11 protein-coding genes and 1 pseudogene are annotated in these 15,430 nt (G+C 72.0%); 7 read left to right on the top strand and 5 right to left on the bottom strand.

Features of this window, described 5'->3' with window-relative positions; all coding sequences use genetic code 11:
- Entirely contained in the window at positions 1-1,119 is a 1,119-nt protein-coding gene (locus AB0K35_RS05830) for an LCP family protein (protein WP_363883979.1), read from the bottom strand.
- 145 nt (positions 1,120-1,264) lie between these two features.
- Between AB0K35_RS05830 and AB0K35_RS05825 the strand changes: the two genes are divergently transcribed.
- Together AB0K35_RS05825 and guaA are read left to right on the top strand one after the other, a co-directional pair.
- Complete coding sequence (locus AB0K35_RS05825) at positions 1,265-2,962, top strand: GMC family oxidoreductase (protein ID WP_363883977.1); 1,698 nt, start codon at positions 1,265-1,267, stop codon at positions 2,960-2,962.
- 146 nt (positions 2,963-3,108) lie between these two features.
- Positions 3,109-4,665 carry a glutamine-hydrolyzing GMP synthase gene (guaA, locus tag AB0K35_RS05820; protein ID WP_238667613.1) on the top strand — a complete coding sequence of 519 codons (1,557 nt, stop codon included), beginning with the start codon at positions 3,109-3,111 and terminating at the stop codon, positions 4,663-4,665.
- Between the two features lie 7 nt (positions 4,666-4,672).
- On the opposite strand, the gene AB0K35_RS05815 is transcribed toward guaA, so the two are convergent.
- Positions 4,673-5,041 (bottom strand): PspC domain-containing protein, encoded by a 369-nt coding sequence (locus tag AB0K35_RS05815; RefSeq protein ID WP_238667614.1) that lies wholly within the window; start codon positions 5,039-5,041, stop codon positions 4,673-4,675.
- A 143-nt stretch (positions 5,042-5,184) separates the two neighbouring features.
- On the opposite strand from AB0K35_RS05815, the gene AB0K35_RS05810 reads away from it, so the two are divergent.
- The 3 genes from AB0K35_RS05810 (at position 5,185) to AB0K35_RS05800 (ending at position 9,255) form a co-directional block, all read left to right on the top strand.
- Entirely contained in the window at positions 5,185-6,135 is a 951-nt protein-coding gene (locus AB0K35_RS05810; protein WP_210783350.1) for an NUDIX domain-containing protein, read from the top strand.
- 828 nt (positions 6,136-6,963) lie between these two features.
- Positions 6,964-7,959 carry an NUDIX domain-containing protein gene (locus AB0K35_RS05805; protein ID WP_363883974.1) on the top strand — a complete coding sequence of 332 codons (996 nt, stop codon included), beginning with the start codon at positions 6,964-6,966 and terminating at the stop codon, positions 7,957-7,959.
- Positions 7,960-8,304: 345 nt separating this feature from the next.
- Entirely contained in the window at positions 8,305-9,255 is a 951-nt protein-coding gene (locus AB0K35_RS05800; RefSeq protein WP_238668356.1) for a CDP-alcohol phosphatidyltransferase family protein, read from the top strand.
- 59 nt (positions 9,256-9,314) lie between these two features.
- On the opposite strand, the gene AB0K35_RS05795 is transcribed toward AB0K35_RS05800, so the two are convergent.
- From AB0K35_RS05795 to AB0K35_RS05785, 3 genes and pseudogenes are all read right to left on the bottom strand, one after another.
- Complete coding sequence (locus AB0K35_RS05795) at positions 9,315-10,568, bottom strand: phosphatidylserine decarboxylase (protein ID WP_238668341.1); 1,254 nt, start codon at positions 10,566-10,568, stop codon at positions 9,315-9,317.
- A 739-nt stretch (positions 10,569-11,307) separates the two neighbouring features.
- Positions 11,308-11,490 (bottom strand): annotated as a pseudogene (locus AB0K35_RS05790) (hypothetical protein); the annotation flags it as partial.
- Positions 11,487-13,280 carry a PspC domain-containing protein gene (locus tag AB0K35_RS05785; RefSeq protein ID WP_238668340.1) on the bottom strand — a complete coding sequence of 598 codons (1,794 nt, stop codon included), beginning with the start codon at positions 13,278-13,280 and terminating at the stop codon, positions 11,487-11,489. The pseudogene AB0K35_RS05790 and the gene AB0K35_RS05785, both read right to left, overlap by 4 nt.
- A gap of 155 nt (positions 13,281-13,435) precedes the next feature.
- Between AB0K35_RS05785 and AB0K35_RS05780 the strand changes: the two genes are divergently transcribed.
- Together AB0K35_RS05780 and AB0K35_RS05775 are read left to right on the top strand one after the other, a co-directional pair.
- Positions 13,436-14,701: an ATP-binding protein gene (locus tag AB0K35_RS05780; protein ID WP_112622580.1), complete on the top strand. Its 1,266-nt coding sequence runs from the start codon at positions 13,436-13,438 to the stop codon at positions 14,699-14,701.
- Between the two features lie 2 nt (positions 14,702-14,703).
- A complete protein-coding gene (locus AB0K35_RS05775; protein ID WP_238668355.1) occupies positions 14,704-15,390 on the top strand; it encodes a response regulator transcription factor in 687 nt (228 codons plus the stop codon).
- Positions 15,391-15,430: the final 40 nt, after the last annotated feature.

Below are 15,430 nucleotides of genomic sequence, written 5' to 3'. Positions count from 1 at the left end.
TCAGTTCTTCACGACCAGTTTGGGATGGGCGGTCAGGTACGCGTCGGCGCGGCCGGCGCGGAGTTCGGTGAGGAACTTCCGGCCCTCGCTGGTCAGCTGTTCACCCCGGTAGGCGCTGCCCTTGCCGACACCGGAACCGGGCAGCCCGACCAGCGTGAAACGGTTCTCCGGCAGGCCACTGAGGGCGTACGCGATGTCCACGATCCGGCGCCCACCCACGTAGACCAGCGTGTCGCCCAGCGCGGAAACCACCTGGTCGACGCGCTCCGGTTGCCGGGCCAGCCCCTCGTCCAGGATCTTGCGGGTCATGGCCCGGATCAGTTGCTGCTGGTGGCGCTGCCGGGCGTAGTCACCGCCGGTGATGTAGCGCTGCCGCGCGTAGTCGAGCGCCTGCCAGCCGTTGAGGTGCCGGTCGCCCTTCTCGTAGACCTGCTGCGGCCCCTTGTAGCCGCCCGGCGCGCTCTCCCGGTACTTGCCGTCCGGTCGGCGGTGCAGCGACTCGACCCGCTGGTCGACGTAGATGTCCACCCCACCCAGGGCGTTGACCAGCCGATCGAACCCGGTGAAGGTGAGCACCGCACCCGCGTCGATGCGCAGACCGGTGTAACCGCTGACGGTGCTGCGCAGCAGCTCGTACCCCTGGGCGGTGCTGGGTTGTTTGGGTTTGCCCGGCACCCGGCTGCCGAAGCTCATCGCGTGCGTGAGTTTGGTCTTGCCACCCTTGTAGCCGGCCTTCGGGAACGCCGGGATGTCCACCACCAGGTCGCGGGGGAGCGAGAAGAGGTACGCCCGATCCAACCCCTTGGGTACGTGCAGCACCAGCACGGCGTCCGAGTGCGGCTCCCACCCGGGCACGCTGACCCGGGTGTCCACGCCGACCAGCAGCAGGTTGAGCGGGCCGGTGATGTCCGCGCCCGGCGGTGGGCCGCTGGGGCTCGGCGTCGGCGTGCCGATCGGCGACGGGGTCGGTGAGCCGGCCACCGGAGCGCCGCCCGGCTTGTCGTCGCCGGTCAACCGGGTGATCACTACCGTGCCGGCCGCGATCAGCGCGACGACGGCGAGGGCCGTCAGCCCCAGCAGCAGCCACCGTCGGCGCGGCGCCATCGACCCGAGAACCATGTTGGATTCCTTCCACCCGTCTGGTGAACAACGTTCCGACGGGTGCTCCGGGTTGCGGCCGGGAGGCGCCGGGTCGGTCGGCCGGAGCATGATCGCGCGAAAAGTGCCGCTGGCGCGAGCGCTACTCGCGAGTAATGATGCCTCCATGCGGTACGACGTGGTCGTCATCGGGTCCGGCTTCGGTGGCAGCGTCACCGCGCTCCGACTGGCCGAGAAGGGCTACTCGGTGGCCGTGCTGGAAGCCGGCCGCCGCTTCGCCGACGACGAGTTCCCGCAGACGTCCTGGCGGATCCGCCGGTTCCTCTGGGCACCGAAGATGGGCTGCTACGGCATCCAACGGCTCACCCTGCTCCGCCCGGCCGACAGACGATCCGGCGGCGGGGTGCTGGTGCTCTCCGGCGCCGGGGTGGGCGGCGGTTCGCTGGTCTACGCCAACACCCTCTACGAACCGCTGCCGGCCTTCTTCAGCGACCCGCAGTGGCGCGACATCACCGACTGGCGCGACGAGTTGGCCCGCCACTACGACCAGGCGAAACGGATGCTCGGCGTCACCACGTACCCGGTGCACACCGGCGCGGACCGCGCCATGCGCGCGGTGGCCGACCGGATGGGAGTGGGGCACACCTTCCACGCCACCCCGGTGGGCGTGCACATCGGCCGGCCCGGCCAGCGGATCGCCGACCCGTACTTCGGCGGCGCCGGCCCGGAACGCACCGGCTGCCTGCACTGCGGCTCGTGCATGACCGGCTGCCGGCACGGCGCGAAGAACACACTGGTGAAGAACTACCTCTGGCTCGCCGAACGGCTCGGGGTCACGGTCCGTCAGCTGACCACTGTGACCGCCGTCCGGCCCGCCGACGGCGGCGGGTACGAGGTGCACACCGAACGCACCGGCGCCTGGCTGCGCAAGGGACGGCAGGTCATCCACGCCGACCAGGTGGTCTTCGCCGCCGGGGCGCTCGGCACCCAGCGGCTGCTGCACGGAATGCGGGCCGATGGTGCGCTACCCGGGCTCTCGCCCCGCCTCGGCGAGCTGACCCGGACCAACTCGGAGGCGATCCTCGGCGCCTCGGTGCCCCGTCGACGGGCTCGGGCCGAGCGGTTGGACTACACCGAGGGGGTGGCCATCACCAGCTCGTTCCACCCGGACCCGCAGACCCACATCGAACCGGTCCGCTACGGGCGGGGCTCCAACGTGATGGGGCTGCTCCAGTCGCTGCTTGTCGACGGCGGCCCACACCGGGTACGCCGCTGGCTGGGCAGCATCGTGCGGCAGCCCCGGTTGGCCGCGCGGATGCTGTCGGTACGCGGCTGGTCGGAACGGACGGTGATCGCCCTGGTCATGCAGTCCGTGGACAACTCGCTGACCACCCGGTGGCGGCGTGGCCCACTCGGCAGCAGGTTGGTCACCGGGCCGGGCCACGGCACGCCGAGCCCCACCTGGATCCCGGCCGGCAACACCGCCGCCCGAATGCTCGCCGACGAGATCGGTGGCACCCCCGGCGGTGCGCTCACCGAACCCTTCGACATCCCGATGACCGCGCACATCCTGGGCGGAGCGGTCATCGGGGCCACCCCGGCCGACGGGGTGATCGACCCCTGGCACCGGGTGTACGGGCACGTCGGGCTGCACGTGGTCGACGGCGCGGCAGTCTCGGCCAACCTGGGCGTGAACCCGTCCCTGACGATCACCGCACAGGCGGAACGGGCGATGTCCTTCTGGCCCAACCGGGGCGATGAGGACCCCCGTCCGACGCTCGGGTCCCCGTACCGCCGGCTGTCGGCCGTACCCCCACGCAACCCGTCGGTCCCGCCGGGCGCCCCCGGCGCGCTGCGTCAGTGACCTCCTGCGGCGATCTTGCAGTTTCGGTCGTCGTTACACGGCTTATGTGTTTTTTGTCGGGACGGGAAGTGCAAGATCGCGGGAAAGGTGGTGTGTCGGCGAGCCGGTGCCGGCGGCGGCCGTGACTGTCGGTAGGCTTCGTGCACATGAGCCTGCCTCGCCCCGTCCTCGTGGTGGACTTCGGAGCCCAGTACGCCCAGCTCATCGCCCGCCGGGTCCGTGAGGCGAAGGTCTACTCCGAGATCGTGCCGCACTCGATGCCGATCGCCGAGATGCTGGCGAAGAACCCCGCCGCGATCATCCTGTCCGGCGGCCCGTCCAGCGTCTACGCCCCGGACGCGCCGCAGATCGACGCGGGCGTGTTCAGCGCCGACGTGCCGGTCTTCGGCATCTGCTACGGCTTCCAGGCGATGGCCCAGGCGCTCGGCGGCACTGTCACCAGGACCGGCAACCGCGAGTACGGCGGCACCCCGCTGCGCCCCCGCCTCCTCGACCCCGGTGTGCTGCTGCGTGACCTCCCGGCGGACCTGCCGGTCTGGATGAGCCACGGCGACTGCGTCACCGAGGCCCCCGAGGGCTTCACAGTCACCGCCGAGTCGGCGGGCGCGCCGGTCGCCGCATTCGAGGACCTGGCCGGTCGCCGGGCCGGCGTGCAGTTCCACCCGGAGGTCGGGCACACCGCGCACGGCCAGGAGATGCTGACCCGCTTCCTCTACGACATCGCCGGGATCGAGCCGACCTGGACTCCCGAGAACATCATCGACGAGCAGGTCGCCCGGATCCGTGCCCAGATCGGCGACAAGGAGGTCATCTGTGGCCTCTCCGGCGGGGTGGACTCGGCCGTCGCCGCGGCGCTCGTGCACAAGGCCGTCGGTGACCAGCTCACCTGCGTCTTCGTCGATCACGGCCTGCTGCGCGCCGGCGAGGCCGAGCAGGTGGAGAAGGACTACGTCAGCGCCACCGGCATCAAGTTGAAGGTGGTCGACGCCACCGACCGGTTCCTCGGCGCGCTCGCCGGGGTGATCGACCCGGAGCAGAAGCGCAAGATCATTGGTCGGGAGTTCATCAGGGTCTTCGAGGCCGCGGCCCGCGAGATCGCCGCACACGGCGATGTCGAGTTCCTGGTCCAGGGCACCCTCTACCCCGACGTGGTGGAGTCCGGCGGCGGCACCGGCACCGCCAACATCAAGAGCCACCACAACGTCGGCGGCCTCCCGGAAGACCTGAAGTTCGCGCTGGTCGAGCCGCTGCGCACCCTGTTCAAGGACGAGGTCCGGACGCTCGGTCTCCAGCTGGGCCTGCCTGAGGCGATGGTCTGGCGGCACCCGTTCCCCGGCCCCGGTCTGGCCATCCGGATCATCGGCGCGGTCGACCAGGAGCGGCTCGACCTGCTCCGCCAGGCCGACCTGATCGCCCGCGAGGAGCTGACCGCCGCCGGCCTCGACAGGGGCGTCTGGCAGTTCCCGGTGGTGCTCCTCGCCGACGTGCGCAGCGTCGGTGTGCAGGGAGACGGGCGCAGCTACGGGCACCCCGTGGTGCTGCGCCCGGTCTCCAGCGAAGACGCGATGACCGCCGACTGGTCCCGGCTGCCCTACGACGTGGTGGCCCGGATCTCCACCCGGATCACCAACGAGGTCGCCGAGGTCAACCGGGTCGTCCTGGACGTCACCAGCAAGCCGCCGGGCACCATCGAGTGGGAGTGAGCGCCGCTCAGGCAGCCGGCGGCGGGCCGGACGGGGTCGTCGGCGGGTAGGGCGGCGTCGGGGCGTACCCCTGCGGTGCCCCGCCGGGCGCGGGCCCGGCGGTGGGCGGCGGGCCGTTCTGCGGCGCGACGCCCGCGGCGTGCGGCCAGGCCGGCGCGCCGGTGGGCTCCTCCGGCATCAGGAACCACATGATCGGGTACGCGAACAGCGCGAGCCCGCCGGTGAGCAGGCCGGTGACCGCGAAGATCACCCGGACCAGTGTGGGATCGACGGCGAAGTAGCGGCCGACGCCGCTGGCGACCCCGGCGACCATGCGGTCGGTGGTGGGTCGCCGAAGCTGCTTGTACGGGGCACGGGGAGCGGTGGTCGATGTCATACCCCCACGGTCCGCGCTGGTGACCGGCCCGCCCTCGGTGACCGCCCGGATCCTTACCCTGACCGATCCCTGACCGGGGCCAGATAGTCAGGAATCCGACTCTTTTCCGTTCCGGTAACCCGGCCCGGGGAGAATTTGCTTCCGTGACCACCTTGCTCAAGCCGCTCCGCAGGATCGCGGCATACGCAGTTTGTGCTGATTCAAGCGGCCGAGTCTTGCTGGTCCGCGCATCGGAGCGCTCCGGCACCCCCGGCGCGTGGTCGCTGCCCGGAGGGGCGGTCGACCACGGCGAGGACCCGAACCACACAGTCGTCCGCGAGACCGCCGCCGAAACCGGCCTCTCCGTCGCCGTCTCCGGCCTGGCCGACGTGCTCGCCGACATGCGGGCACTCCCGGACCGGGGCATCACCATCCACACCGACCGGCTCATCTACCGGGTGGCAGTGCGCGGTGGCACCCTCGCCGACCGGGTCGGCGAGCGCCCCACCGACCTCGCCCGGTGGTACACCCTCGACGAGGCGCGCGAGCTGCCGCTGCGCTCGTTCACCGCACGCGCCCTCGGGCTGCCCGCCTCCTCAGCCGACGTGGTGCCCGACGAGGCACCCGAGTTCCCCTCCTTCTACGCCGTGCCCGGCCCCGACGGGCTGCACCGGGCCCAACGCTTCGCCGCGTACGCGGTCTGCACCGACCCCGCCGGTCGAGTGCTGCTCACCCGCATCTCCGACGGCTACCCCGGCGCCGGCTGCTGGCACCTACCCGGCGGCGGCACCGACTACGGCGAACAACCCGGCGCGGCACTCATCCGAGAGCTGATCGAGGAAACCGGCCAGGCCGGCCGCCTCGTCGAACTGCTCGGCGTCGCCAGCCACCGCGACGCCGCCTCACTCGGCCCCGAGGGTTACCCGATCGACTGGCACGGCGTACGCGCCTTCTACCGGGTCGTCGTCGACCAGCCCAACCCACTGACCGTGGCCGACGTGGGCGGCTCCACCTGCGAGGCCCGCTGGTTCGGCCGCGAGGAGTTGGGCGCCCTCCCCACCGACCGCCTCACCGAGGTGACCGCCGAAGCAGTCCAAGCCGCCCAACTCACCTGACCCTGCATCGCGCCGCCGGCCTCGGGTCTTGGGCGTCGGGTCTTTGGGCGTCGGGCCTCGGGCCTCAGACCTCGGGCCCCGGGCCTCGGGTGTCGGGTACCGGGCCTCGGGCCCCGGGTGTTTGGCCCTCGGGCCTCGGGCCTCGGGCCTCGGGCCTCGGGCCAAGATCGTGCTCGAACCAGGATGTAGTGGCTTCACCGGCGCGCCGATGCCACTACATCCTGGATGTTGCGCGATCTTGAATCCGGGACGCCTCGCTGAGGGGTGCCGCGCGGGCGTCGCGGGCAGGCAATCATCGGCGTGCCGCCACGCCCCTCGGTGATCCACTCGGATTCCTTGAAGGCGCGGTGTCCCAGGCGCTGGCATACCGCGCCTTCCGTGAACCCGAGTCGATCACCGTTCGTCTCGACTCCCGCGACGCGAATGGACAGCACAATGAGGGTTAATAGGGTGAAGCGGATCGGTCGCAAAGCAGGCTGAACGGGTCTTGGCCGGGCGAATTGGCCGTCGTCATGGGGTGTCGGGCTACGACCCCCGGAACGCGACGGAGCCCTCGGACGCGACGGAGCCCTCGGACGCGACGGAGCCCTCGGACGCGACGGAGCCCTCGGACGCGACGGAGCCCTCGGGCGCGACGGAGCCCTCGGGCGCGCCGGAGGCCCTGGACGCGATGGAGGGCCCGGACGCGTGCGACGCCCCGGCTCGCCAAGCTCTGCGGGTTCCCGTGCACTGCCTCGCGTTGATCATGAAGTTATTGTCGGAACGCGAGATGGACCGCGATAACTTCAATGATCAACAGTTGTGGGTGCGAAGCGGGGGCGAGCAAAGGTGCAGTTTACGAGGCGAGTCGGGGCCTACGGGCTGGTGCGGGACTCGGGCCGGGTCTTGATGGTTCGGGATGGGGCGGAGGGTGAGTTTCCCGGGTTCTGGCGGTTGCCGGGCGGTGCCGTAGGGCATGCCGAGGACCCGGAGCACGCCGTGGTCCGCCAGGTCGCCGAGCAGGCCGGGCTAACGATCGCTGTGGCGCGACTACTCGCGGTGGTCGCCGATGTGGCCACCTTCACGGAGGACAAGGCCGCGCTGCACACCGACCGCCTGTTGTTCGAGCTCAACATGCCCCAAGGCGCACTGTCCGACGGCGCGGGGCTTGAGGGCGCGGGGCTTGAGGGCGCGGGGCCTGGAGGCGCGGGGCCTGAGAACGCCCAGCCCCGGGGCGGGTTGCGGGCCGGCGGGGCTGCTCTGGTTGATCAAGTTGGCTGGCTTTCGCTGGCGGAGGTGGCGCAGTTGCCGCTGACCCCGTTCACCGCCGAGGCGCTCGGCCTGCCGGTCACGCCACTGCCGCCGGCAGCGCACCGTTCGCGGGACCTGTTGCCGCCGCAGCACCCTGACCGCCGGCTGCGCTTCGGGGCGTACGGGTTGGTCACCGATCCCGCCGGGCGGATCCTGCTCACCCAGATCGCGGACGGCTACCCGGGGGCCGGTCTGTGGCATCTGCCCGGCGGTGGCACCGATCACGGCGAGCAGCCGGCCACCGGGTTGCTGCGGGAGCTGGTCGAGGAGGGCGGGCAGGTGGGCAGGGTCGTGGAGCTTCTTGGCGTCAACAATCTGCACAATCCCGCCGCGCTGGGCCCGGAAGGTCGACCTCTGGACTGGCATGGCGTACGGGTGATCTATCGGGTGCTGGTGGACGTACCCACCGACGCGGTGGTCACCGAGTCCGCCGGGGGGTCGACGGCGCGGGCGGGGTGGTTCACCCGCGACGAGGCGACTGACCTGCCGTTGAGCGACATCGCTGCCGTGGCAATCGGACAGAGTGGCCGATAGCACCCCGCTCGGTGAGCCGACTTGGTGACCCTCCGGTACAGTCAAAGGCGGGAATGATGGAGGAAACGGGCGATGAAGCCCGGGATGGGAACAAGCGAGCGGTTCGAGCGGTTTAAGCCAGATATAAGTACCGCCGGCAGCTATCGCCAAGCCATGTTCCCCTATGCGATGGTGTACTCCGCAAAACGGCTGCCGGGCCATGCAAGGTCCGGCACGAGACAGCCGGACACCCGCCATTTGGCGGTCAGCAGATCCGGTGATGGAGGAAACGTGCCGAGAGCCCCATGGCGCCGGCGTCGTACTACTGACAGTCCGCGCCCCGCAGGGCGTCGCTGGGCGGGCCGGTTGCGCCGCAGCAGCACGTTCGCCCGCCAGGTGCTTTTGGTCCGGGTCGGCCGCCGCGACGGCGACCTGCACCCGACCGACCTGGCCCCGACCGAGCACCGGTACGCCGATCGGCAGCGCCGTCGCTACGGCCTGGACCGGCTCAGCCGGCCGACACTGGGCGTGGACCCGACGCTGGGCCTGGACCGAGCCGACGTCGCCGCGGTCATGCCGGTCAGCCCGGCGATGCCGCCGATGACGCAGACCGACGAGGCCCACTCGATCCCACTGCTCCCCGGCGAGCGCACCATCGCGCGTCGGATGAAGTTCGGCCTGGTCAACGCCTGCACGCTGGCCAGCCTGATGCTCGGCATGCTGGCCATCTTCCTGGCCATGCAGGGCGAGGTGCGGATGGCGGCGCTCTGCCTGATCGCGTGCGTCGGCTTCGACGGTCTGGACGGCGCACTGGCCCGGCGGCTCGGGGTGGCAAGCCCGTTCGGCGCACAGATGGACTCACTGGCCGACATGTGCTCGTTCGGTCTCGCCGCGCCAGTGGTGGTCTACGCCTCGCTCGCCGGCTCCGTCTCCACGGCGGCGGCGGCGGTGGCGTGCGCCCTGGTCGCGGCGTGTGCCGCGATTCGACTGGCCCGCTTCAACGTCTCGCCCAAGGACGGCAGGTTCTTCTGCGGGGTGCCCACCACCATGGCGGCGGCGGTGCTCGCCGTGACGGTGGCGATCGGCCTGCCGGTGCCCGGTGCCGTGCTGGTCGCCGGGGTGGCGCTGCTGGCCTTCGCGATGGTGTCGAGCTTCCCGTACGCCAAGCTCGCCCGCCTGGTGAAGCTGCCGCCGTGGCTCTGGCTGGCCCCGGTGATCGGCGCGCTGGTCGACATCCGGCTCACGTTCGCCCTGATCGTGGTGGGCTACCTGGTCAGCGGGCCGGTTCTCTGGCTGCGGCAACGTCGTACCGCCTGATCTGAGCAGAAAGAACGGGGCGCCGCGGACAGCGGCGCCCCGTTCTTTGCGTTTGTGGGTCAGCGCCAGCGGGCGATGACGGTGGACCCGCCGACCACCTTGTCGCCCGGCCCGACCAGCGGGTCCGCGGCATCGGCGGGCAGGTAGACGTCGGTCCGGGAGCCGAACCGGATCAGCCCGAAGCGCTCGCCCTTGGCCAGCAGCGCGCCGATTGGCGCGCGTTGCACGATCCGGCGGGCGATCAGCCCGGTCCGCTGCGCGACCACCACGGTGCCGCGAGCGGTGTCCAGCACGGTGTACGCGGCGACGTTGTGCTCGGCGTCCGGCTTCATCGCGTTGACGAAGCCGCCGTCGGCGACGAAGTAGTCCACCACCTTGCCGGCGACCGGGGTGCGGTTGACGTGCACGTCCAGCACCGACAGGAACACGGCGATCCGCAGCCACTCGCCGTCGCCGAAGCGCTCGTCGTGCAGCCGCTGCACCGATAGGACCTTCCCGTCCGCGCTGGCGACCACGGCGCTCGGGTCCTCCGGCACGTCCCGTTCGGGATCCCGGAAGAACGCGGCGACCGGCCCGGCGGCCAGGGCCGGCAGCAGCCACAGCTTGGACGACGGGCGTGCCACCCGGGCCAGTGCCGCGAGGCCCAGCGCGATGCCCGCCGCCGCCACGCCGTTGGAGTCGATGTGCATGCCCCGGGTCACCGGCACGCTCGACGGCCGGTAGGCGGGGGCCAGGCTGTCGGCCGTGGTCGGGCTGGCCGGGGTGAAGCGCAGTCGGTAGACACGCACCGGTGGCGAGTTACGCAGCACCAGATCGGCGCCGACGCCGTTGAGGGCGTCCTGTCGGGCCAGCTCGGCGGCGGCACCCTCGGTCCGGCCGGGGGTGGCGACGGTCGCCACGCTCAGCACCGCCCCGTCGGTCAGGTACTTGGTCAACCCCTCGACGCCGCTGCGGGTGGCCTCGGCGGTGCCGGTGAACACCTCAGCGGCGATGACGACCGCGGCGGCCTCGGCTTCGGCCAGCGAGTCGATGACGCTCACCCGGTCGGCGACCCAGCGGCCCTGGGCTGTGACGTGCTCGCGCAGCGCCGCAGCGCCGAACGGCTCGGCGGGCACCACGGTGAGCCGGTCACCGGGGAGCAGCGCATCGACAGCCGCGGCCAGCACCGCGGAGTCCGGGGTCACCCCGACCAGCAGGGCGGCCTTGGGGTCGTTGATCCGGGCCAGCTCGGCGACGAGGGTACGGGCGGCTCGCTCGCCGATGCGGACCGGACCGGACCGGCCGGTGGTACGCACGGCGGGGGACTGGGTCATGTCGGGCGGGCTCCTGACGGGGGTAGAGACGGGAATCGCGGCGGGACCGCCATGGGCGGGACGGGCCGGCCGGCGGAGGCGAGATCTCCACCAGCCAGCATATGCGTCCGTCCGCGCCGGCCGCACCGCCGTGGGGATGCGGTGGACCGACGCGGACGGGTGCCCGATGTCAGGCTTGCCTGCGCGGACTCTCGCGCTCGTCACCCGGCTGGTCGCCGGTGGCCTCGACCGGTTGGTCGGACCGGGTCGGCTCGTCCTCCTCTGCCGAGGCCGGGCGGGCGAGGTTCCCGACTGTCGGCTCGTCGTTGCCGATGCCGGGTTGGCCGGGAATGGGCTCGGTCGGCGGATGTGCCAGCCAGGCCGGGTGGATCACGTCGGTGGCCGGCACGTCCTGCGCCCGTACCTCGGTGGTCGGCGTCTCCAACGCCCGGTCCGAGACGAGCGTCGGGTCCGAGACGGGCCTCGGGTCCGAGACGGGCCTCGGGTCCGAGACGAGCGTCGGGTCCGAGACGAGCGTCGGGTCCGAGACGAGCGTCGGGTCCGAGACGAGCGTCGGGTCCGAGGAGGGAATGTCCCAGGTGGACCGTTCGGCTTCCCAGACCGGCAGGGCCGCGCCGGACGTCGACGTGGCGGCGCCGGAGACGGGTACGCCGGAGACGGACGTGCCGGAGACGGGAGCGACAGCCTCGGCGGCACCGGCACCGGCACCGGCCTCTGCAATCGGCTCCGGCTGGTTCGGTCGACCCGAGCGCAGCGCGCCGACCAGCCCGAAGACCCCGATCAGGATGAGTGCGCCGGCCAGGAACCAGCCGACCGGCGGCAGCGCGAGCCCGAGCAGTTGGGCGAGCAGCCACCAGGCGGACAGCGCCAGGAACACGAGCCCGAAGGCGAACGACACCAGATCCGTGCGGTGAGCCTTCACCGGGTCACCTCCAGGTTGCCGGCATTGACATGGATGTAGAGGCGCAGGGTCCCGCCGCCGGGCCCGTCCGCGCCGACGTCCGTGGATTCCCGCAGGCGACCGTCCAGCCCGCCGGAGCGGTTGCCGAAGATGGTGGCGTCACCCGCGTTGACGTCGGCCACCGTGGTGACGTCAACGTTCGGCGGCACGACCACCGTCGCCTGGCCGAAGTTGACTGCCACTGTCACCTGGCTGTCCCGTTTCGCGAAGTCGATCCCGCGCAGGTCGAGCACTGCGTCACCGAAGCTGTTCTCGTACCGGTCCGCCAGGTCGCGGTAGTCGGTGGGCGCCCAGGTCACCGCGCCGTCGACCCCCCGGATCCGGTCGTAGGACTCGGCGACTGTCGCAGTGCCGAGCGCCGCCGCGGTCACCAGACCGAGCGCGATGAGCCAGCGTGCCCGCCCGAACCACGTGCCGACCAGCAGGCCCAGCGCGATAGTGGCCAGAGCGGCAGCGAAGTACGCCGAGGCGCTGATGGCGAAGACGTCCAGCAGGTCGAGCAGGGCGACCAGACCGAGCACCAGGAAGATCAGCGAGAAGGTCACCGCGCCGAGCGGCGACCGCTCCTTGGGGCGCTTCGGCGGCTTCGGTGGCTTGGGCGGAGGAGGCGCGGCCGGTGTCGGCGAAGCGTACGGGCCGTGCGGCGCGAACGGTGGACGGTAACCGGAGGGTGGCGGGGCGGTCGGATAGCCGGTCGGGGCGGTGGGTGTGCTGCTCACCGGTGCCGACGGCCAGCCGGCGCTGGGCATGGCGGTGCTCGGCCAGCCGGGCTGGGCGGCCGTGGTGCCGGCCGGTTGCCCGGACACCGGGCCGACTGCCGACACAGGCTGCGTCGCGCTGGTCGTCGGCGCGTCGTACGCCGGGATGGTGGCGGTGGGCGTCGCCCCCGTCGTCGCTGTGGCGTACCCCGGACCGGTGCTGAACATCGGCGGCGTCACCGCTGGGCCGGTCGACGGCGTCGCGCCGTACGACGGTGCGGGCCAGGCCACCGGTGGGACGACCGGACCGGCCGGGTTGCCGGCCGGCGCGGCGGGCGGCGGACCACCCGGGGTGCCGGGCCGTGGATTGCGGCCGTCCCGGTTGAGCAGGAGCGCTCCGGCGACCAGGATGGCCGCGCCGAGCAGCACCGCGCGGAAGGCGTCGGTGACGATGTACGCGAAGCTGGCCGCGACCAGGATGCCCAGGACGATCACCGTCACCGGGGACATGCTGGAACGACCACGGCCGAGCATGGACTCGACGGGGGACGCGGTGTCGCCCTCGTTCGGGATGATCAGCCAGGCGGCGACGTACACCAGGATGCCGATGCCCCCGAAGAACCCGAGCACCGCGAGCAGCACCCGCCAGAGCACCGGATCGGTGTTTGTGGCGCGCCCGATCGCCGCGCAGACACCGGCCAGATACCGCCCCTCGCGCGGCCGGACCAGCCCGTACCGCGAGGTGAAGCCGGTGCCGCCCAGCGGCGGTGGCGGTGCGGACGGACCGGGACCACCCGGCCGGTGTGGCGTGCCGCCCGGGCCGTAGCCGGTGCCCGCCGCGAACCCCGGGCCTGGGCCGTAACCCGCCGTGGGTGGCGCGTAGCCGTCGGTCGGCTCGCCGGGCGCGGTGCCGGCGGTCGCGTCGGTGCCAGCGTGCGGACCGAACGTGCTGGGCTCGGTCCATTCGGTGGGCGTGGTGGTGGGCGGGGGCGGTGCTGAACCGCCCGGCTGTGCCGACCCCGGTCGGGGCGGCGGGGCAGCTTCCTCGGTCATGCTTCGATCCTGCTGCCCGGCCCACCCGAACGACCTCAGGACCCGACCCTGACCCCACCCTGAGATCCTGCGGCCGGAATGTCGGGGGCGTCCCCGTGGTCGCGGACGCCGCAGCGTGTGACGATCGAGTCACCGACCTCGACCTGTCCGCCACTGTGACCAGGGAGCCTCCGATCAGCACCGTGACCTCGCCCCCGCGCCTGTACCGCGCCCCGGAGCACCGGATGGCCGCCGGCGTCGCCGCCGGTATCGCCGACCATCTCGGCATCTCGGTGCTGCGGGTGCGCGTCGCGTTCATGGTCCTGCTCGGGCTCAGCGGGCTCGGCCTGCTGCTCTACGCCGCCTTCTGGGCGGTGGTGCCGCTGCGTCCCGGTGACACGGCGGTGCCGCCCCGGCGGGACGTCGCCCAACTCCTGCCGTTCGTGGGGATCGGGCTCGGTGTCCTGTTGATCCAGGTGATGGTTTTCGACTCGGTCGGCGCGGCGGGCACCGCCGGTTGGTTGGTGGCCATCATCGCTGTCGGCGCCGGGGTGATCTGGCATCAGTCCGCGCCCGAGCGGCGGCGACAGTGGGGCGACGCGATGCCGGTGCCCTGGCTCGGCGCGGTCGTCGAGGAGAGCGACCGGCGGGCCTTCGTGCTGCGGTTCATCGGCGGTGGAGTGCTGGTCGCGGTCGGCATCATCGGCGTCGCGGCCGTGTACTCGCCGGCACAGAACTTCGACGCGGTGATCAATGGCGTGATCTTCGCGTTGGTCGGGCTGGCGGGCGTCGGCGTGGTCGCCGCGCCGGTGCTCTGGCGGACGTACAGCCAGCTCCGCTCGGAGCGCGAGGGGCGCATCCGCGAGCAGGAGCGGGCCGAGCTGGCCGCGATGGTGCACGACCAGGTGCTGCACACGTTGGCCCTGATCCAGCGCAACGCCGGTGACGTCAAGACGGTGCAGCGGCTGGCCCGGGGGCAGGAGCGTTCGCTGCGCAACTGGCTCTACAAGCCGACCGCTTCGCCGAGCGAGCGCTTCGCCGCCGCGCTGGAGCAGGCCGCGGCTGAGGTCGAGGACACCTTCGCGATCAGCGTGGAGACGGTCGTGGTGGGGGACCGGGAGACCGACGAGAAGGTCGGGGCGCTGGTCGCGGCCGCCCGGGAGGCGTTGGTGAACGCGGCCCGGCACGCCGGTGTGCAGACCGTGTCGCTCTACGCCGAGGTGGAGCCGGATCAGGTCAGTGTCTTCGTCCGGGACCGGGGGAAGGGCTTCGATCCGGATACCGTGGAGGACCACCGGCACGGCGTACGCGGCTCGATCATCGGGCGGATGAAGCGGCACGGCGGACGGGCCGAAATACGGTCCGGCCCGGGGGAGGGGACCGAGGTCCGGTTGATCCTGCCGATCTCCCGGGACTCGTCCGCAGCGGAGAGGAACAGATGACCATGGCCGAGCAGCCGACCGAGCACCTCGACCCGGCGGAGGCCCGCCCCGAGCGGCTGCGGGTGTTCCTGGTGGACGACCACGCCATGTTCCGAGCCGGGGTGCGTGCGGAGTTGGGCGCCCACGTCGAGGTGGTGGGCGAGGCGAGCACGGTGGCCGAGGCGGTCACCCGGATCGCCGTCGTCGGCCCGGACGTGGTGCTGCTCGACGTGCACATGCCCGACGGCGGCGGTCGCGCGGTGCTGGAGGCGATGCGGCGTACGCACCCGCAGGTCAAGTTCCTCGCGTTGAGCGTCTCCGACGCGGCGGAGGACGTGATCGGGCTGATCCGTGCCGGTGCCCGCGGGTACGTCACCAAGACCATCTCCCCGGACGAGTTGGCTGCGGCGATCCGTCGCGTGGCCGACGGGGACGCGGTGTTCAGCCCACGGCTGGCCGGGTTCGTGCTGGACGCCTTCGCGGCCCGACCGGACGCGCCGGTGGCCGACCCGGAGCTGGATCAGCTCACCAACCGTGAGCGTGAGGTGCTGCGGCTGCTGGCCCGGGGGTACGCGTACAAGGAGATCGCCAAGGAGCTCTTCATCTCCATCAAGACTGTGGAGACGCACGTGTCGAACGTGCTGCGCAAGCTTCAGATGTCCAACCGCTACGAGCTCTCCCGTTGGGCGGCGGATCGCCGCCTCGTGTGACGGCTCGTCGCGCCGGCGAGGATCAGAGAAACGGCCGGCG

It is taken from the genome of Micromonospora sp. NPDC053740, assembly GCF_040677775.1.
GTDB lineage: Bacteria > Actinomycetota > Actinomycetes > Mycobacteriales > Micromonosporaceae > Micromonospora > Micromonospora alfalfae.
The sequence above is the reverse complement of the archived record's forward strand: the minus strand, read 5'-3'. Positions and strand labels throughout refer to the sequence as shown.